This window comes from Protofrankia sp. Cj5 (assembly GCF_917627405.1).
GTDB lineage: Bacteria > Actinomycetota > Actinomycetes > Frankiales > Frankiaceae > Protofrankia.
The window spans coordinates 1-19,397 of sequence record NZ_CAKJTO010000093.1 but is presented as its reverse complement, the minus strand read 5'-3'; the positions used below and the strand labels follow the sequence as shown (position 1 = coordinate 19,397).

Below are 19,397 nucleotides of genomic sequence, written 5' to 3'. Positions count from 1 at the left end.
AGCGCCCGGCTCTAGGGGACGCGGCGTCGCGGGGCTGGGGCACGCGCCCCAGCCCCGCTCCTTGATCCACGCCCCTATTGCCGGGCGCTCTTGGCCATCAACTCCAGTCACGGCCCAGCCACGCCCATGGGTTCATCCATATTTTGTGTGGTGTTCGCTCCGGGGCTATGTCGGCACGCTGGACATGGCTGCGGCCGGGACAATCAACGGGACCGGTACCAGCCCGAGCAGGAGCTACCGCACGGGGGCAACAGAGGACCCAACCGTAGCCGAACGCGTGGGCACAGGTCAGCCGGCTAGGTGGCGTTCTCGACGAGGTCTCGGCCGATGTCAGGAGCTCGTGAGGATGACGAGTCGCTGGGTCGCTCGCGTCATCGCTACATAGCGGTCGACCGCTCCTTCGATGCCGTCGCCGAACCCCTCCGGGTCAATGAGGACAACCAGGTCGAACTCGAGCCCCTTTGACAGCTCCGGGGTCAGCGACCGGACGCGGGAGGTCGCCCGGAACGCGGGATCGCCGATGACGCAGGCGATCCCGTCGGCCTGCGCGGCAAGCCAGGTATCGAGGATCGAGCCCAGGTCCGAAGCTGATCCGTGCATGACGGGGATATCGCCGCCACGGATGGAGGTCGGCACGTTGGCGTCCGGAAGCACAGCCCGGATGACCGGCTCGGCTTCCGCCATGACCTCTTCCGGCGTCCGGTAGTTGATGCTCAGGGAGGCCAGGTTGATCTGGCCGAGTCCGATCCGCTCGAGCCGTTCCTGCCACGACTCTGTGAACCCGTGCCTGGCCTGGGCACGGTCCCCGACGATGGTGAAGCTCCGGGACGGGCAGCGCAGCAGCAGCATCTGCCACTCCGCGTCGGTCAGTTCCTGAGCCTCGTCCACGACGATGTGCGCGAACGGGCCGGCGAGCAGGTCCGGGTCGGTACTGGGCGGTGCGGTCCCGTCGGCTAGGACGTTCTGGAAGTCCTCGCCGCGCAGCATCGTCACCAGGCCTACGCCGTATTCATCATCGGCAGCCTGGATCAGGTTGTCGACGACCTTGGCCATCTGCTCGCACTCGGCGGCGACAGCGGCGTTATGTCGGCGCTTACGCCGGGACGCCCGCGGGTCGCCGAGCCGCTGCCGGGCCGCGTCCAGGAGCGGCAGATCGGACACCGTCCAGGCCTGGGTGTCCCCGCGCTGCAGCGCCTGAACGTCATCGGGGCTGAGCCAGGGAGCGCACTTGCGCAGGTAGGCGGGTACCGACCACAGGTCCGCGACGAGGTCAGCCGCTTCGAGCAGCGGCCACGCCCGGTTGAAGGTCGTAAGCAGCTCCTCGTTCCGCGGCAGCGACTTCCGGAGCAGGTCAGCTGAGACGTCGCCATCGTGCTTGTCCGTTATGATCGCGATCAGCTCCGCCCAGATCCGCTCGCGCGCATCGTTGTGCGGAGTACCGGGGTCTGGTGCGTCGAACGCCTCGGCCCAATCGTCGGCGCTCAACCAGATGTCAGACCAGTGGGTCGTGACCGTCATGCCCGTGGCGGGCGGCTCCTCGTAGAACCTAACGGCCGTCTCGATCGCCTTCACCAGGTCCGCGGACGACTTCAGGAGGGCCACGTCCGGGTCGGTCTCGACCGCTGCCGCGGCTCCCTCGGCGACGAGGTCCCGCAGGGTGCAGGTCTGCACGCCCTCCTCGCCGACACTGGGCAGGACGTCTGCGACGTAAGCCAGGTAGGGCTGGTGTGGACCGACGAACAGCACGCCGCCCCGGCGGCGACCGAGGCGAGGGTCGGAGTAGAGAAGGTAGGCGGAGCGGTGCAGAGCGACAACGGTCTTCCCCGTACCGGGACCGCCGTCGACGACGAGAGCGCCGTCGGAGCCCGCGCGGATGATAGCGTCCTGATCGGCCTGGATGGTGCCGAGCACGTCCCGCATCCGGGGCGACCGGTTGCTGGCCAGGCTGGCGATGAAGGCGGACTGGTCGTCGAGCGCGGCGTGCCCGTCAAACCCGTCCACAGTGAACACCTCATCCCAGTAGTCGCTGACCCGGCCGCGGGTCCAGCGATACCTGCGGCGGCTTGCCAGACCCATCGGGTTGGCGTGGGTCGCCCCGAAGAACGGCTCAGCCGCGGGGGAACGCCAGTCGAGCAGCAGCCGGCGACCCCCGCTGTCCGTGAGGCCAAGTCGTCCGACGTACAGGGGCTCGGGGTTGTCCGCGCTGACGATGCGTCCGAGACACAGATCCAAACCGAAGCGACGCAGGGCGCGCAGGCGAGCGGTCAGCCGGTGGATCTCCATATCCCGCTCCATCGCCTCCCGGCCTATGCCGCCGGGCGCTTTGCGCTCGGCGTCGAGGCGGTCGGACAGCTCCGTGATCGAGTGCTCGAGACTCTCCGCGATAGCCGCGAAGTGCCGCTCGTCGCCGGCGATCAGTGTCGGGTCGGCCTTGGGGGTGAGATGGTCGGGAAGGTCGAACGCGCTGGCGATCAGGGGGTTCACGTCGTCGGTTCCGATCTGGGGTTCGTGACCTTGGGGCCTGTCTGGCAAATCTTCGATCGCGCGGATCGATGCCCAGCAGGCACCCCGCCGCATCGCTCCCGTACCCCGCTTCGCGCCGCACGGGGACCCCGCTGTCCGCAGCCTTGCGAACCGCCTGCTGGATCACCACCCGCATCGACCAATATCCACCAGGCAGGCCCTGGGGGTCTCGCCCGTACGTCCTCGCGGGGGACGCCTCTGCGTGTGGCCGATCCTGCGTAGCGCAGCCGCGTCAGCGGGATCCTCTCTCCGTCGGAGACCTGGCCTGCGATGTAGGCGAACGCGCCGCAGTGACAGATATGCAGGTCGGCGAGTTGAGCCGGCGGGATGCTGACCCGCGAAGCGGTCACCCGGGCATCACCGACGTATATTCTATGATCCGCCGTGCCGTTGGCGCCGCCACCCCTCAACTGGCATCGCCGTTGAGACGGAACAGTCGGTGGTCCTGGTGTAGGCCACGCCTCGCTGTCCTCCCAGCCCGTCAGTGGGCGGATGCGGTCGTATCCTTCTTCCGCGATCTACAGGCATCGGAGTGAGGAGTCGGGGTGGCCTTGCTGGGCGGGGCGGCACATGGGAACGACGACGTTCGCATACTGCGGTCCGCGCTCGCGGTGGCCTTCTCCAACCAGACCGCCGCGCACCACCTTCTTCTGGAGATCGGCATCCCGGCCGACCGGCATCTCGACTGGGTCGGACTCAACGCGACGCTGTGGTGGGCGGAGACGTTCCGCTCGTTCGAGAACGGAATCGCCGTCGACCCCTACCGTCGGATCGCGCGGGCCGCGCTCGAGATGTTTCCGGGCAACCCGGTGTTTCAGCGATTCGCCGACCTGCCTGTGGTTGATCCGCCGCCGGTACCGCCGGTACCGCGTGATGATGACGCCCGTGACAGCCCCGGCGAATCCGCGGACACAGACGACACGGTACGGGAGCCTGTCACGTCCGTGCCGACATCTGTTCCTGAGTCACGCGCCCTGACCGCAACCGGCCCAGACAGGCCGCCTGAGACCGACGAACCGCATGCCGCCGCCGCTCCAACCATCCTGCCTACGCCGACGAAAGAGGCCTGGCCACGCCATACTCGGCCAGGCCGTACTCGGGCCCGAACGATCGGACTGGCAAGCGGCCTGATCGCCGTGACGGTGGCCGTTGCGGTGACAGCTGTCCTTGTGTTCGCCCCCAGCGGGGACGACGCTCGGACGGGTCCGGACCGCAGGGTAACCGCAGCACCGCCAGCTGTGCCGTTCGGCGGATTCGACACGGCCCGGCCGATGCTGCTGAAGGGGCAGACCAGCAATGTGACCAGCGTGGCTATCAACGGTTCTGGAACGGTGGCCGCGACTGGCGGCGAGAACGGAAAAATCATTCTCTATGACACGTCCTCCGGAAAAAGCACAGCAACCCTGATCGGGGTCCATTCCGGTCGTGTCGACGCTCTCGCGTTCAGCCCGGACGGAACAATTCTCGCCAGCGGTGGAATGGACAAGACTGTCGTTCTGTGGGATCTCGCGGGACATGCACCGCCGAGGCGAATGACAGGGCACCGCGATAACATCCGCTCGCTGTCGTTCTCGCCGGATGGTGCCACGCTGGTCAGCGCGAGCCAGGATCACACCGCCCGGGTCTGGAATATCGCCACGGGTGAAGCGGGGGTGGTACAAGCGGACGGCGAACTCTGGAGTACGGAGGTGGATCCGACCGGGCGCTGGTTCGTCACTGTCGCCGAACCAGCCAGGCCGGGCACACCGGATTCGCAGGGAAAAATAGTCCTCTGGGATATCAACCGCCTACAGCCGGTGGGAGAACCCGCATATGCACCGGGATCGGTCTTCACGGCCTCCTTCAACCCGAACGGAACGATGCTCGCGACCGGCCAGGACAACGGCGGTCCGATTGTGCTGTGGCATGTCGACCAGACCGGCGTGCATTTCGCCTCGGACCTGAACGGCCATGGCGGCGGGGTGCTGTGTCTCGACTTCACTCCGGACGGCCGGACGCTGGTGTCCGGCGCCTACGACAACACAGTGCTACTGCAGTGGGACGTAACCAGCGGCAACGTCGAAACCAAATCCCTGACTGAACCGCCGGGCACCGCTGCGGGCGGGTCGCATGTGCGCGAGCTGCATATCAGCGCGAATGGCGCTGCGCTGGTCTACGCGGGCGACCGAATGGATGCTTGGTTGTGGCGCCGTGCCGACTGACTATCGCTTTTGCGATGACCGCGCTTGTCGTTCAGCCTGCCTGGTCTGTCAATATGACCCCGGTCGATCATGAGTGCGGCTCACCACACCTAACCGGTCCGTCACCGCGGGTCAACCCGCCCGGAGACTGGGCCACCTGGACCGTCGTACGCGCCGGTCCAGGCGGCCCGGCGATTCAGGGCTTCACCACGCTCCAGCGTTCGGCCGGGATGTCCTGGCACTCGTAAAGCGAGGCGTAACCACTCTGGCCGTCGGGAGACAGCAGACACAGGTGGTTCGCCTCGTTACGGAAGCGGATGGTCCCGTCTGGGTAGCTCTCGGCCAGCCAACGCTGGCCAGCCCCGTCGACGCCGCGGGGGGCGTCGCACACCTGGAGCACGGCAGCCGTTGTCTTGGTGGCGTGCTCGTCCCGGCTGCCCAGGCACCAAAGGTCACCGTCCAGGCTCTTGATTCGGACCAGGTTGTCGTCCGGGCTAATCCGCTGGATGTTCCAGCCGAAATCTTGCTTCTCCCACAACCACCAATAGATCCACCAGCTGGCGGGCGGCTTGGATGCGGTATAGACCTCGGTGTTGGCGACCTTGCCGATCCGCCGCAGCCGGCCATTGAACGCGGATTCGAGTCGCACGTTCGCGTCAGTCGTCTGCCAGTTTGTAGGGAGGGAGGAAGGGCTGTCCCACCACCGCTGGGCAGCGTCCTGGGTGCACGGCGCCGCGGTCACCGAGTTGCCAGCCGGAGTCAGGCAGAGCCCGGGGAAGGCCACGCTCTGCCAGCGTTGTGGTCCGCCGTTGTCGTCGTTCGGCACCGGGTCGTCCTCAAGATGGCTGATCGTCCACTGCGAGCGCGGGTCATCGCACGTGTCGGCGACGATCCGGGAGGACACGTCCCGGCGGGCGTCCGGCGCGACCGCGACGCAGTCTCCGGTGCCGACGTTGCGCAGGTAGTGGGTGAGCGAGTCGGTGGTGTACATCCGGTAGGTCTGGTTGTTGTCGTAGCGGGCGTCCCCGATCGCGATCGAACGGTCCGGGTTCTCCTGCAGCAGACGGCCGCTCGGTGTGGCCAGCACGGTGCCGTAGACGCGGGCCGGGGCTGGCGGCTGGGCCGGCGGCGGTGTCCGGGCAAAGTCCACAGGCACGTGGTCGGATCCAGCACCCCTCGGAATGGTCGCGGTGAACGCTGGCAGGCCGTGCGTTATCGCGTAGTCCAGCTCACTCGGGTTGTTGCCGTTGATGAACGTCGGCTGACCCGTGCGGACCAGGGTCTCATCAGCGCGCAGATGCAGCGACTGGTTGCGGGCCTCGTCGTCGGAACGGTTGAGGATGTTCAGGTTGAAGTCGCCGACCAGGACCCAGTTGCGGCCATCGGTGGCCGCGAAGTTCCGGACCTGGTTGAGCAGTCCGGGCACGTCCTCGCCGCGGGCATGCGTGTTCCAATACCAGGTGTTCCCGAACCGCAGACCGAGCAGCGGACGCGCCCGGTAACGGTTGTTCGGGGCGTTCGGGTTCGGGTCGTAGGCCGGGTTCTCGAGCACGCGGACCTCATCGGCCTGGGAATCGGTGACCATCGCCACGTTCATCTGGCCGCCGTCCCACGTGTCCAGGCCCGTGTCACCGACCCGGCGGGGGTCTGTCTGCAGGAAGTACACGTAACGGTTGCTGCCGCTCGGGCCACCCGGCCAGGTCACCTGCGTGACCGAACCGGGGAAGGGGCTGGGGCGGGACGGATTGAGCCGGATCTGCCGGAAGTTGCTCCGGTCCATGCTCGCCGGCATCGGCGGCCCGCTGCCGGCCTCCTGCAGCGCCACCACCGCGTTGTGCGCGGTCAGCCGCTGGATCTCCGACCGCCAGGTCAATCCGTTGTCGGAGCCGTGCATGTTGTACGTGGCGAACGACGACGTGCCGTCGTTGTTCACGGCCTGCGCCGCCGAGGTGCTCAGCGTCAATGTCGTGGCCAGGACCGCCGGCCCGGCCAGGAAAGCGACCACGGCGGCGATCCAGCGCCGTCGACGGTCCCGTGTCGTCGGATTGTTGTACCTCGGCTCGGGCAACCGCCGTGGTGCGGCAGTACGTCGTCGCGTCACGGCAGTGATCGCGTCGATTAATGGCATGAAGGGTCCTTCCGGTCAATAATCGCGGCGGCGCCTGCCGGCGGCACTGCTCGTACCGGCTGGCCTGCGTCTCGAAACACGTGGGAACCTCCTGCGTTCGAGTGGACGCTCCTCTCATCGGCACCGCGGAGGAACGCGTAGCGATCGTCCGATCTTGCTGTTGCCCAGCCGCCGATGGCCTCGCCCCCGTACCGGGCCCTGGTCCGCTACGGGGCATCGAAGGTTACGGAGCTTGACGTTAGCGACTATAGGAAAATCGCCGCTGTCGTGTATCTCGGAAGCCTGTCGGAAAACTGTCATGTATATACATGACGAAATCATGGCAGCTGGGAGGCGGTACACGACGCGATGCCCGCCGAAAAGGTATTCGCGCCGGTCAGGGCTATACCGCCGATGGGCTCACCAAGGGTCTTGTTGCCGATGCCCGCCCGATCGGATGCTGGGGCCAGCTCACGGCCCGCGACATCCAGCGTTACTTCACCACGGGATGAACGCTGATAATCTTGTTGCCGAACCCGGCAGGCACATGACACACCTTCAGTTGATCAGTTGAGCAACCGCTGTTTAATACAGATCGTTTTTGGGGGAAACATGCCACCGGGTTGATCGGCATGCCCGGCTATGGACCCACCCGGCGTGGCCCGCAGGCATGCCCACGACTCGTCACCTACAGCAAGATCTCTAAACCAGGTGAATGTTTACGACAAGATGACCTTCAGTTGCGGAAGCATGGAGCGTGAGCTAACCCGCGAGGAGCTGTTTGAGTCACTCTGGGACCGGATTGTCGTGGAGCTTGAGCGAAAGCCATTCTGAGCGGGCGTGTTGCACTCCATTGGCGGTCGCTTTAGTTGTGTGTTTATCGTGTCGAGTCTTGTTTATGATGTGAATGGATTTGCTAGGTAGTATGTGAGCCAGTTTATAGACGTGGCTCAGGTCTGCGCGAACCATCAGTGATATTGCGCGCTGCGACGGCAGGAATCTTGTCGTCGGTCGCTTTTACGGAGTACTCCCAGCCGCCGGCAAAGGGCTAGCCGACTGCCGCAGAGGCGTGTCCTGCGAATCAGAGAAGATCTCAAACCCGTCCTCTACCACCGCAACATGCCTCCGCAAATCCTCCGGGTGGATATCGCTCAGGTACTGGGCCGGAATGCCCGCTGCCTGTATGCCCGGCAGTTCAACACCCTCCCCGTTAATCTCGTAGATTTCCACTCCCAGGAGCGGCTCTGCGCTGTTGTAGGGTGTACTGCCAAGTACAGCCGAACCGGTGACGCCGTTGCGGTCTACGAACGTGACCTGGATGATCCAGTTAGGGTAGTCCCCATACCGGCCGTCGTTCGGCATAGAACCCACTACGATCCAACCTGCATCCCGGGCCACTTGCTCGGCTCTCGCTTGATTGGGCGACTTCCCAGTGTCCGCGCCGCAGCCAACCAGAATGGGAATGACGATAAGCGCCAACACGATCAGGAGTGTTCTGCTAAGAGCTTTCCAGGGGATCACGTCGATTCCTCAACTTCCGTATTGAGCTTCATTTTTGGCGGCCGCCAAAATGCTAGCTCTATTTATGCATGTCGTGATCTTGGTGGCAAGCATGAGCGTTCTGCATTATTCGATAGCGTTGCCACCGGCAGGTCGGCGTGTTGAGTAGCGGGCAGGCGTGGTCAACCTGACCGTCTGCTTGACACGTGACTGGCAGTGATATCCGTACCGGCACACCTGAAATCTGGTCTGTCGGCGGTTGCGGTTGCGGTTGCGGTTCGGAATCAGGCCGTATCGCGCTACAATGAATGTATACCGGTCTCGCGAGAAACCACTCTCGCCCCTCGGACCCATGGAGATAATCGTCATGACCTCACCCCGCCACCAGCTCACCACCGACGTTCACCTCGTCTTGCTGAAAGGCAATGACGTTCTCTTCGGCTGCCGCCAGAACACTGGCTACGAGGACGGTGCTTATCACCTGCCCTCCGGCCACCTCGAAGCCGGGGAGTCGGTAGTCGCTGCCCTGATTCGCGAGGCCAAGGAAGAAATCGGCGTCACGATTCAACCCGAAGCCGTCGAGTTCGCACACGTCATGCACAGCTCGTCCAGCGGTGGCCGCGCCGCCTTCTTCTTCACGGTGCGCGGCTGGGAGGGTGAGCCGGAGAATCACGAACCCGACAAGTGCAGCGAACTCCGCTGGTTCCCGCTCGACGAGCTGCCCGCCCACATGATCGCCTACTGCCGTACGGCCCTGGAGCACATCGCCGCCGGCCAGCCCTTCTCGGTCTACGGCTGGTAGCGGTGTCCGGGTACCACTCTGGCCCGGTGGTCTGCTTCAGCTACCTGGCCGCCGCGTCCCTGTGGAACGTCGAGCGTTTTCCGCCTGCCAACCATGGGGCCGAGGTCCAGCGGGCCGAGGCCTCGATTGCGGCTGACGGCCCGATGGTCGCGGCTGTCCTGGCCGCCCTCGACGTCCCGGCCCTCGTGATCAGCAACAACTTCGGTGACGACGCCCAAGGCGACCAGGTACAGGCGTGGCTCCACCGGCGTCGGGTGGCGGCAACGGCCGAGGTGGTACCCGGCATGGCCACGCCGCAGATTGTGATCGTGGCTGACGAGCAGGGCACTCGCACCTGGTTCCCGTACCTGCCCGGGGTGGCCGAGGCCCTGGCCACCGCGGATCTATCGTCGCTGGCCAGAGCCTCGTTCGCCTACATCGACTGTTACCAGCTCATCGAGACCGCAGCCGTCCGCGCGGTGCATGCCACGCGGACGGCTGGTGTGCCGATGCTGCTCAACCTGGGCGGCTCGGCGCTCTCGTCGGCGGTGACCGCCGCAATCCGCGGTTGTCCGGACATCCTGATCCAAACCAACGTTGATGACGTCGAGCACGAGGCCGCCCCGGCGATGGCGGCGTCCCTGCTGCACGCGACGGGCGCCCGGCGGGTGGTGGTCACGGCCGGGGCGTCCGGTGCCGTGGCGGTCGAAGATGAGCGGCGGCTGCGGGTTCCGGCATTCAAGGTGCAGGTGCGGCACACCCACTGCGCCGGTGCCGCGTTCTCTGCCGGCCTGCTGTACGGGCTGGTTCGGGGCTGGCCAATGCGGAACGCCTTGGAGGTGGCCGCTGCCAGCGGCGCCCTGCGCTGCGAGCGGGCTCACGATGAAGCGTTGCCGACGCTTGCCGAGTTGACGGCCGTTGTCGAGTCGCGCGGACATCATCCGGCCGTGGTCGCCAGTTAGAAGAGGTCCCAGTCCCGGAGCATTCCGGTCAGCTCGTCGAGCCGCCCGCGTGTCATTCGCTTGCGGGCGGCTTCGGCGGCCGACTCCTGGACGGCCCCGAACTGCCACCAGCGCTCGCCGGTTGTGCGGTCCATGACCAGGAAGCGATCCTTCACTGCCGGGCCGCGGATGACCAGCGACACCGTGTACGGCTCGGCCACCACGGCATGCACCATCGAGTGGTGCAGGGCGTAGGCGTAGCCAGCCTGCTCCTGCCGGACCTGCAGCGCGGCCAGGCTGCCCGGCTCGGGCTCGGTGTCTACGTCGACGTCGCCGAACAGGTAATGCCGGTACTCGCCGCGCAGGATCAGGCTGGCATACGACCAGCGGTGGTTGTGCGGCCGGTCGAAGTAGCCGGGCAGGAAGACATGCAGCCGCACCCGGATGCCGGCGGCGTCCTGATACAGCACGATCTTGTCCAGGATGTCGTAGTGCTCGGCGAGTGCCAGCAGTTCCGGCCGTGCCGGCAGGCTGAGCAGGGCGCCCCGTACGACGTCCGGGTCGTCGGCGAGCTGCGTGAGTGCCTTCCGGGTGGCGTGCTCCACGGCGTCGATGTCGTTCCAGTCCAGCGCGTGCAGCGGCTCGATGATGTGATCCATCTGGATCTTCCTTCCTAGTCTTCGGGCTTGGCGCTGGACTTCCACAGCCGGCAAACCGGCACGATGTCGGGCTCGATAGCACACGACGAGCCGCCCATAACGATCTGTTCTGCCGGGCAGCCGCCCTGGCAAGACGCGACCTTGCAGCCGCCGCAGGCGCTCGTGACCAGCGGACGGGTGAACAGGTCGAACTCGTTGTCACTGCGGTTGAGCACCACCTGGCCGTCCTGCATCCGGGCGAAGTACAGATCGGTGTCGAACAGGTAGGAGCAGACGTAGCATCTGCCGTCGGGAAAGATCGAGATTCTGTCCAGCGTCCGCCCGATGCAGCCCTGGTAGCCCTCGGCGGCGTAGCGGGCCATCTGGTCGCGGCGGGCGTAGGTCGGCTGGTACCAGACCCGCGTCTGGTAGCCGGGCGCGGTCTCGTTGAGCACGTCGCAAAACGTCACCCACTCCCGAGGGCTCATCGCCATGTCGGCGTTGCCGTGCCCGACGCCGATGGTCGAGAAGACGTGGAACTTCACCAGGGACACGCCGAGCTCATCGGCGAGGTCCAGCAGCTTGAGCGCGTCACCCCGGTTGGCCTGGTTGACGGTGCAGATGATCCGGGTGTCGAAACCGCGGCTGGTCAGTTCGGCCGTCGTCTCCAGCGCGGTGTCGAACGTGCCGGCGCCGCGCACCCGGTCGTGGGAGCCAGCGCTGCCGCCGTCGAGGCTGACTTGGACGTAGGCGAAATCCTCCGGCTCCAGCTGCCGGAACTTGCGCGCCGCCGGCTTCTGGGCGTTGGTCGTCGTGATGACGTCCTCGTAGCCCAGGGCTCGGCCGAGCCGGATGACCTCGACGTAGTTGGGGTGCAGCGTCGGCTCGCCGCCGAGGACGGTCAGCTTGCTACCGCCCATCCGCCGCCAGGTGACCAGCGTCGCGGCGATTTCGGGCAGACCCATCTTGAGTGCCCGGTCCAGCCGCTCGCCCATGTAGCAGTGCTCGCACCGGAGCTGGCAGGCCTCCGTTATATAGAGGTAGACGTTCCGGAACCGGCCGTACGCAACCCGGTCAATGCGGTCCGGCTGTGGGGCGCCGGCCCGCCGGGGCATCCGAGCATGGCCGTAGTCGTCATCAGTCCGCAGACGCGGCGGGGCAAGAGGCACAGTGGTCATAGCTGGCGAATCCTCGAGGTCAGGAGTGCGGTGACGGCCTGGGCGGTCTGCTCGGGGGACGTGCCGCTGTTGAGCCGGGTCACGGCGACGCCGGCCTCTGCGAACGCTTGGCGGATGCCGTCGGCGGTCTGCCGGTAGCGCTGCAACCGGGCACGCAGCAGCCGCGGTGCGTCGCCCCGGCGGGGGTGCAGGATGCCGCCGCAGCGGGCGCACCGCTGGGCGTCCTCGGCGCTCGGCTCGGCGGGTAGTCGGGGGTCGTGGATGGGGTCGCGTTCGCAGCGGTGGCACACCCGCCGCTGGAAGGCCCGGCGGTAAAGGGTGGTCACCTCGCTGGCAAGCTCGACGGCATGCACGGTGCAGCCGGGCGCGTGCTGCTCCAATGCGGCGAGGAACAGCCGGACCTGTGTGCCGGTGCCGGGGAAGTTGTCGAAGAACACGGTGCTCGTCTGGTCGCCCTTCACCGTGGTGTCGAGGTAGCCGCGCAGCGCGGTCACGACGTTGAAGTCGTCGATCCAGCCGAGTCGTTCGGCGCTGGTGGCCGTGGCCGCCAGGATGGTCTCCGGCACGTGCTCCCGGAGTCGGAAGACGGCGCACCCTGGCGCCCGACCGAGCCGCGCGGTCAGGGTCGTCTTGCCGGCAGCCGGCGGACCGACCACGGGTACGGCAACCGTGAGGGTCATTACGGGCAACCCCCTTTGAAGCGGAGTGCAGGACGGTGCGCCGCCGGTGAGGGGAGTCCGGCAGCGCGTGCGACCGACGATGGGAAGCATCCTCAGCGTCGGACCCAAGATCCGGCGCTGCCACGTCTGTCGGGTGTGGTCGGCATACGCGAAACGCATAGACCCTGCTACCGGCGGTGTTAGCGTCGTCCTGATCGTCCGCGTACAACCCCGGGAGATGTCCAGCCGTGACGAGCGCGCCTCAGCTCCGCCACTGCACCCGCTGCGGCCATCGCCTGGCCGTGGACAACCCCCGGCCGCTGTGTAGTCCGTGCCAGAGCGCCGCCGTCGACGCGCAAGCCCGTCCGCCGGCGGTGCCGCCGGAGTTCTGGGCGCTCGACCAGATGCGCGACGCCCTGGCCACCTGGCACATGGGCCGGGTGATCTTTGCCTACCGGAACCACCCGTACCACAGCCACACGCTGTCGCAGGAGCTGGTCGGCACCTGGCTCGGGCTCACCCAGGCCCAGCTCAGCCGCATCGAGAACGGCCGGGCGCCAGAGGAACTGACCAAGCTGATCCGCTACAGCCAGATCCTCGGCATTCCGGGCGAGCTGCTGTGGTTCGACCTGCCCGGCGCGCCGCGTACCCGGACGCCCATCGAAACCGAGCCGCCGATTCTCATGCCGGTTGTGCTCGGCGGCCGGGAGGTCATGATTCCGGTCGATGCTGAGGCAGCGAAGGCCGCTGGCCTCGACGCCATGATCGGCACATTGGCTGTTCGGGCCGGGGCCACGCCGGGTCTGGCGGTAGGCCCCGCTGCATCGGCCGAACGGCAGACCGCGCGTGTCCTACCGTTCGCCGGCCTGGACGAGATGCGGCACCTGGCCGCCGCGCTGGAAGATGCTCACCGGTACCTGGACCACTCGGTGGTTGGCTTCTTCGCCCGCCAGTTTGGACGCTGCAAGGCCGACGACGGCCACGCGGGGCCGTTGCGCGTCCTGCCGATGGTGCTCGGCATCCTCGGCGCCGTCCAGCAACACGCCCGCGACGTCCAACCGGACGTCCGGCGCGCGCTGCTCGCCATCGGTGCCGATGGTGCCGAGTTCGCCGGCTGGCTGTACCGAGACCTGCACGACCCCGACTCGGCCACTTACTGGTACGACCGGGGGACGGAATGGGCACAGGAGGCTTGCGACCTGCCGATGCAGGGCTACATCCTGCTCCGGAAGTCGCAGATGGCCTACACGGAGCGGGATGCCGTGCGGGTGCTGACCCTCGCGCAAGCTGCTCATCACGGTCCGTGGCGGCTCCCGCCCCGCGTCCGCGCTGAGGTCATCCAACAGGAGGCCCGCGGGCTGGCGATGACCGGCGAGCCAATCGCCGTCGTCGAGCGGAAGCTCAGCGACGCCCAGACGCTGTTGGCCGCCGCCGATGACGGGGATGCCTCGCCGCTCGGCGCGCAGTACGACGAACGTACCTGGCTGCTGCGGTCGGCCAGTTGCTACATCGAGGCCGGCAAACCCCGCGAGGCCGCCGCGCTGTACGGCGATGTGTTAGCCAGCGGCGTGCTGGCCCGGCGGGATGAGGGCTACTACCGGGCACGCCGGGCGGTGGCCTGCGCTCTGGGTGGTGAACCGGATGAGGCCGCCCAGGAAGGACTGGACGCCCTCCGTTTGGCGGCGAGCACCAACTCGCAGCGCACCACCAGAGAAGTGGCCCGGGTTGTGGCGATCCTCGCCCCGTGGCAGGCCCGCAGCGGTCCGCGAGAGTTGCGGGCAGCGATGGGCGCATAACTACCGGAAGATCAGTCTTTGGTTAGCCACTCCGCCACCGTCCGAATCACGAACGCCTGCCATTGCTGGCTCTGCGGATCGGCGTACGTCGGGTCGTCATGCACGGCGAATCCATGCTGCGCGCCCTCGATTTCCACCAATTTGTACTCTGCTTGGAAGCGGGGTACGGCCGCGCGGGTGGCTTCTATGGATACGAACGTGTCCTTCGTGCCGTGGACGATGAGGGTTGGCGCGGTGGTTTCGCCAAGCACCTCCACCGGCCTAATCCAGAACACTTCGCTTAGCATTGCCCGCCCGTGCCGGACGGTGGGCGAGTGGCGGATGAAGCCCTCGGCTGTTAGCCGCGCCGCGGCCTCGTCGTCCAGGACATTATTGTGCCAGTAGGGCTTCTGGTCGACGTAGCGGTTCTTGTAGTCGAGCTGCGGATTCAGTAGCACCAGCCGCGACAGCTCTTCCGGGCGCTTCGCCGCGTAGTAGGCCGCGAGGCCGCCGCCGAAGCTCGTGCCCAGCAGATGCAGGACGGACGCACCGGTTTCCTCCCGCACCCTGGCCAGAGCCACCCCGATGTCGTTTAGGTGGCCCGTCAGCGTCGTCTCCTCCATGGGGCCTTCGCTCTCCCCATGCCCGCGGAGGTCGAACCGCAGCGACGCGGCGCCCGCCTCCGCCAGCCCGGCGGCCAGCCGGGTGAAGAAGCCGCCCTCCTCGCGGGTGACGCCGCCGCCGTGGACGAGGACCACGGCTCGGCTGACAGCCGCATCCGGCGTGGTCAGCGTGGCGGCCAGGTGCAAGCCGTCCAGTGTGCGGAGTGAAGTCGCGGTCTCGTGCGCGGGCATGGCGCTCCTCTGGACACGGCAGCCACTGATACCCGGCCATCCTCTGGCGAACGGCGCGCGAAGGCCAGAGCCGCCAGCGAGATGCCTATCGCCCAACGCCCTCGCCGGGCGGCAGGTCCCAGTCCAGTGCCCGCAGCGCATCGGCGACGCACTGTAGAGTTGCAAGGTCATCGAAGACTTCGATCGGTTCGGCGGCTCTGGCCGGTCTCTGGCGCGAGGGCAACGGCTCGGCGTTCCCGGCCGCAACGTCGGTCTTTGCCGGTAGTGGGAGGCTGCACCAGGTCACCTTGCCGCCGGTCGGAGGCCGGTAGTAGGCCCATCGGGTGCTGAGCGCCGACACCAGCAGTAGGCCGCGACCGCCTTCGGCGTCGAGAGCCGGGTCTTGCCGGACAGGCGCAGCCGAGCTGGAATCCCAGACCTCGATGATCAGGTCAACGTCGGTGCGTGTGAGGCGGGCGGCGATGATGTCCGCAGACTCCTGCCGAGCGAACGACGCCCGACAGGCATTCGTCACGAGTTCGGACACCAGCAAGCCCGCCGTATCGATCAAGTCCGCCAGGTTCCACGCCTGCAAGGTTGCCGCGACGTGCCGGCGCGCCAGGCCGGGCGCGTTGTAGTCCGTCTGGAATCGGCGAACCTCATGCCGCTGCATGACGAGGGACTGGCGGTCTGCGGGTGCCGCCGTCACCGTCGACCCGCTCACGTGCTCGGTGTTGGGGATTGGGTGTTCGGTGCTCCCACCACGAGCACGCAGCTGCCCGCGTTACTGATCTCCACCTCGATGGTGTGGCGGACTGGGGTCGAGGTCGAAAGGTGGTCGAGGTCGGCGACCAGCACGGCGCGTCCCTCGGTGCGCCGGAGCTGTGCCAGCAGTTCCGTGAGGCCGGGCCGCACGATCCGTGTTGGCGGCCTACTGCGGTCGACGAACACGTCGGCCATGGTCATGCTCTCCGCCGCCGCGTGGGCGGACAGTAGACCATGGAGATGGTCTTCCTCGCTCCCGTCGTCGCCCTCCATACGGATGTAGCCATACACGGTCGTGGGCATCCGTCCCCTCCATTCCGCTGGGTGGCTGACGCCCCGGGCCGAGGAGTCGGCTCGACCCGGCCCGGGACGTCTGCGGTAAGGGTGGAAGGCCAGATGGGCGGGCGCCATGTGTGTGGCGTATGGGCTCTACACGCAGCGCGATGCCATGTGTTGGACTTGGCGCAGGGTGTAGTCCAGCGCGCCCACTGCACCCTGGCGGTTGAGCCTGCGACAGCATTTGCTGGCCATGGTGTAAGTTGCTCGCGTGAGTGAGCAGCAGGATGTCATCGAGGAGCTTGAGGCGGCCGGGGTCCTCAACGGGGTGCGCTGGGCGTACCGGTCAGCGGTTACGCGATCCCTGGAGGACTACTCCGAGGGTGCCGGCCATGACGCGGCCTGGCTGGGAAACACCCGGTTCACCCTCTTCCGGAACCGGCTGGACCGCGTGTTCACCTGCGAGCATTACTCGATCACTGGCTCTGGCGAGGACGATGCTGATGTCGCTCTCGACCGGCTGTTCGAGGAACTCCCCAAGGAGGACATCCGGACCATGCCCCGGCTTGGCTCGGGGTTGGTGCGCCGGGCGGACCTCAACGGCAGTCCCGGTTGGACACATGCCGGCCGGCGGTTTCTGCTCGCCTCATGCAAGCACGGTGAGATCGACCGGCTGCCGTGGCCACGGCGTAGCCCGACGAAGCGGTCGGTTGCTCGTCAACGCAACCCGGAGCCCGCGCCCACGCTGTTCGACGGCCTCGATGACGAGGAGGCCGGCGGCCTTGAGGTCTTGGGCGCGAACAAGGAGCTCGATCTTCCGACGTTCGCAGTCGCGCACAGTCTTGACCCCGTAACTGGAGCCCCGGAGCTGGTCTACGGTCGTCCCCGCCTCAACGCTGGTGGCGGGAACGCCTGGCACTGGTACGAGAATCTCCTCAGCGTTCCGCCGATTAAGGGCGGCTACCACATCGACGACGACAGCCCGCTTCCGGCCGGGCCGAGTACCGTGGCGGACGCCGAGGTGCGCCTGCGCCGTCCGGCCGAAGAGCTTCGTCGTGATCGCGCCAGTGGTGAACAGTGAGCATGCGTCCGCCAGCAGCCGATCGGGTGGCCGAGGCGACCGCCTTCTTCGACGGTGGTCGTCTTACGCTGGCCCGTCAGCTCGCAGGCCTCCGCAAAAGCGATCTTGCCGCCGCGGTCGGGAAGAGTCCGACGGCGGTGGCAGCCTGGGAGTCCGGGGCCAAGCGGCCCGCCGCCGCCACAGTCGCGCAGTTGGCGCTGAGTCTCTCGGTCGAGCCGGGCTTCTTCTCGGTCCGGCCGGACGACGTCGCCGCGCTCAGTACGACGCCGCACTTCCGGTCGCTGCGTTCCACCACTCAGCTCGCCCGCGACCAGGCATTCGCCTTCGGACAGGTTGCCGTGGACATCGCGACCAGCTTGGAAAAGCATGTCGAGTTCCCGGAACCCTCGGTGCCGACCCTCCCAGTTGTAGTCGATGACCGTGACGACGACGGCCCAGAACGCGCCGCGCAGCTTATCCGGGAGCAATGGGGGATGGCCGCCGGGCCTGCCGGACACCTGGTCCGACTGCTAGAAAACCACGGCGTGCTCGTAGTCTTCAGTCCGCTCCGCACCTCGTCCGTGGACGCGTACTCGTTCGACAGCCGCCTGCGTCCCGTCGTGGTCCTGAACCCGATTAAGCGCGATTATTACCGGCAGCGGTTCGATGTGGCGCACGAGCTGGGGCATCTGGTCATGCACAGCGACGCCGAACCGGGCGGCCGGATCGTAGAGGACCAGGCCTACCGCTTCGCCGCCGAATTACTGATGCCTGCCGAGCAGCTTCGTGATCTACTCCCAGCTGTCATGGACGGGAAGGTCTGGCGGACCCTCGCTCGCCTCAAGGAGCAGTGGGGCGTCAGCATTCAGGCCCTGCTGTACCGGGCCCGCTGGCTCGGGCGGCTCAGTGACGTGTCCTACCGCAACGCCATGACGACAATCTCGGCTCGCGGCTGGCGGCGCGACGAGCCCGGTCTGATGAGCGCCATCGAACAGCCATCACTACTGCCCAAGGCCATCGAGCTGCTGGCGCAGGAAGGTATCGACGAGACGCAGTTGATCGAGCAATGTCGCGTACCGGTCGACCTGTTCCGCACCGTCACAGCTCGTACGCCCGACAGCACGCGCTCTGAAACCGTTCATTTGCACGGCGAAAGTGGTCAACGGGGCGATGGCCGGGTGGTGTCGCTCTTGGAGCGCCACCAAACAGGACGGCCGGAGAGATCTGATGAATCAGAAGTCGCGCCAGTCCGGCAAAACAACCCCCAGCACACTGTGGCCAACGCCAAAGATGACGTTACCATCGGCAACGGAAATACATACGAGAACGAACGCCGATGGTGACGCATCGACATTAGTGGGTCAATGCCGACATGGCAGCGAATCAGCCAAAGCCGGCCGCCATATCACGGTGGCCACCGGTTCGCGGGCCTGGGGCGCCCACACAGTCCCGATCACGCACCAGGGCCGGACGCGGGCCCTTCGTCTCGTCCTGGGAGAGCGCCGATGACTCACGATCAACCAGCTGGCGGAATTCGGATCTTCGCATCCTGGAAGACCTGGGCCGACGCCGAACCCACTGTGTCCAGCACCCTCGGCCCGGACGACGCCTCGGTACTGCGACGGGCCTACCGGTTCGCCGAGTCCTGGCATGGCGACCAACGCCGACCGGCCGGCGAGCCCTACCCCACGCATCTGCTCGAAGCGCTGGAGGTGCTGCTTGTCGGCACCAGCGAACGCCGAGCCGTGCCCCTCGCCGCCGCGCTGCTGCACGACGTCGTCGAGGACACCCCATGTTCGCTGAGCGAGGTCACCGAACAGTTCGGACCGGCCGTCGCCGAACTGGTGGAGCACCTGACCAAACCAGAACCCGCGACCGGGCAGACCGCGCAGCAGGCACGCCAGGCCTATCTCGACCGGCTGGCCGCCGCGCCTCCCGACGCGATCGCCGTCAAACTCGCCGACCGGTACAGCACCACCCAGCGCCTGCACACTCACCCCCGCCCGGCCAAACAGCGCACGTACTACGCCGAGACCGTCGAATCGATCATTCCTCTCGCGGACGGATTCCCCTTCTTCCATAATCTGTTCGCCGCATGGCGGCGCCACTATGCCTACCTGACCGCGCAGCCCACCATGTGAACGTGTGGGGCCCATCAAGTCCCCGAGGGACCCGGGCGCT

16 protein-coding genes are annotated in these 19,397 nt (G+C 66.9%); 7 read left to right on the top strand and 9 right to left on the bottom strand.

Annotated elements, in window-relative coordinates; all coding sequences use genetic code 11:
• Positions 1–330: 330 nt before the first annotated feature.
• A complete protein-coding gene (helR, locus tag MJ777_RS17860) occupies positions 331–2,484 on the bottom strand; it encodes an RNA polymerase recycling motor ATPase HelR (RefSeq protein ID WP_239377223.1) in 2,154 nt (717 codons plus the stop codon).
• Positions 2,485–3,068: 584 nt separating this feature from the next.
• On the opposite strand from helR, the gene MJ777_RS17855 reads away from it, so the two are divergent.
• A complete protein-coding gene (locus MJ777_RS17855) occupies positions 3,069–4,724 on the top strand; it encodes an effector-associated domain EAD1-containing protein (RefSeq protein WP_239312867.1) in 1,656 nt (551 codons plus the stop codon).
• 175 nt (positions 4,725–4,899) lie between these two features.
• Here the strand turns inward: MJ777_RS17855 and MJ777_RS17850 are convergent, their stop codons facing one another.
• The gene (locus MJ777_RS17850; RefSeq protein ID WP_239377222.1) at positions 4,900–6,831 is read right to left on the bottom strand and encodes an endonuclease/exonuclease/phosphatase family protein; all 1,932 of its coding nucleotides are present in this window, start codon (positions 6,829–6,831) and stop codon (positions 4,900–4,902) included.
• 996 nt (positions 6,832–7,827) lie between these two features.
• Positions 7,828–8,331, bottom strand: coding sequence for a hypothetical protein (locus MJ777_RS17845; protein WP_239377221.1), 504 nt, complete (start codon positions 8,329–8,331; stop codon positions 7,828–7,830).
• A 346-nt stretch (positions 8,332–8,677) separates the two neighbouring features.
• Between MJ777_RS17845 and MJ777_RS17840 the strand changes: the two genes are divergently transcribed.
• Positions 8,678–9,112 carry an NUDIX domain-containing protein gene (locus MJ777_RS17840; protein ID WP_239377220.1) on the top strand — a complete coding sequence of 145 codons (435 nt, stop codon included), beginning with the start codon at positions 8,678–8,680 and terminating at the stop codon, positions 9,110–9,112.
• Between the two features lie 2 nt (positions 9,113–9,114).
• Positions 9,115–10,053, top strand: coding sequence for a carbohydrate kinase family protein (locus MJ777_RS17835; protein ID WP_239377219.1), 939 nt, complete (start codon positions 9,115–9,117; stop codon positions 10,051–10,053).
• Here MJ777_RS17835 and MJ777_RS17830 read toward each other — a convergent pair.
• Genes MJ777_RS17830 through MJ777_RS17820 form a run of 3 tightly spaced genes read right to left on the bottom strand, consistent with a single transcriptional unit; the run spans position 10,050 to position 12,528 of the window.
• Positions 10,050–10,691 carry a hypothetical protein gene (locus MJ777_RS17830; protein ID WP_239310684.1) on the bottom strand — a complete coding sequence of 214 codons (642 nt, stop codon included), beginning with the start codon at positions 10,689–10,691 and terminating at the stop codon, positions 10,050–10,052. The genes MJ777_RS17835 and MJ777_RS17830 overlap by 4 nt on opposite strands.
• A 14-nt stretch (positions 10,692–10,705) precedes the next feature.
• On the bottom strand, positions 10,706–11,848 hold the full coding sequence (locus tag MJ777_RS17825; protein ID WP_239377218.1) for a radical SAM protein: 1,143 nt from the start codon (positions 11,846–11,848) through the stop codon (positions 10,706–10,708).
• The gene (locus tag MJ777_RS17820; protein WP_239310686.1) at positions 11,845–12,528 is read right to left on the bottom strand and encodes a hypothetical protein; all 684 of its coding nucleotides are present in this window, start codon (positions 12,526–12,528) and stop codon (positions 11,845–11,847) included. Before MJ777_RS17820 ends, MJ777_RS17825 begins: the two co-directional genes overlap by 4 nt.
• Positions 12,529–12,755: 227 nt before the next feature.
• Between MJ777_RS17820 and MJ777_RS17815 the strand changes: the two genes are divergently transcribed.
• Positions 12,756–14,303: a helix-turn-helix transcriptional regulator gene (locus tag MJ777_RS17815; protein ID WP_239377217.1), complete on the top strand. Its 1,548-nt coding sequence runs from the start codon at positions 12,756–12,758 to the stop codon at positions 14,301–14,303.
• Positions 14,304–14,314: 11 nt separating this feature from the next.
• Here MJ777_RS17815 and MJ777_RS17810 read toward each other — a convergent pair whose 3' ends face one another.
• The 3 genes from MJ777_RS17810 to MJ777_RS17800 form a co-directional block, all read right to left on the bottom strand.
• Positions 14,315–15,136: an alpha/beta hydrolase gene (locus MJ777_RS17810; protein ID WP_239310688.1), complete on the bottom strand. Its 822-nt coding sequence runs from the start codon at positions 15,134–15,136 to the stop codon at positions 14,315–14,317.
• Positions 15,137–15,221: 85 nt separating this feature from the next.
• Positions 15,222–15,824: an ATP-binding protein gene (locus tag MJ777_RS17805; protein WP_239377216.1), complete on the bottom strand. Its 603-nt coding sequence runs from the start codon at positions 15,822–15,824 to the stop codon at positions 15,222–15,224.
• Between the two features lie 11 nt (positions 15,825–15,835).
• Positions 15,836–16,183, bottom strand: coding sequence for a recombinase family protein (locus tag MJ777_RS17800; RefSeq protein ID WP_239377215.1), 348 nt, complete (start codon positions 16,181–16,183; stop codon positions 15,836–15,838).
• A 244-nt stretch (positions 16,184–16,427) separates the two neighbouring features.
• Here MJ777_RS17800 and MJ777_RS17795 point away from each other — a divergent pair, with 244 nt between their 5' ends.
• From MJ777_RS17795 to MJ777_RS17785, 3 genes are all read left to right on the top strand, one after another.
• Positions 16,428–17,237, top strand: coding sequence for a hypothetical protein (locus tag MJ777_RS17795; protein WP_239377214.1), 810 nt, complete (start codon positions 16,428–16,430; stop codon positions 17,235–17,237).
• 2 nt (positions 17,238–17,239) lie between these two features.
• Positions 17,240–18,559, top strand: a complete 1,320-nt coding sequence (locus MJ777_RS17790) for a helix-turn-helix domain-containing protein (RefSeq protein ID WP_370652758.1) — start codon at positions 17,240–17,242, stop codon at positions 18,557–18,559.
• Positions 18,560–18,721: 162 nt separating this feature from the next.
• Complete coding sequence (locus tag MJ777_RS17785; protein ID WP_239377212.1) at positions 18,722–19,357, top strand: HD domain-containing protein; 636 nt, start codon at positions 18,722–18,724, stop codon at positions 19,355–19,357.
• Positions 19,358–19,397 lie beyond the last annotated feature (40 nt).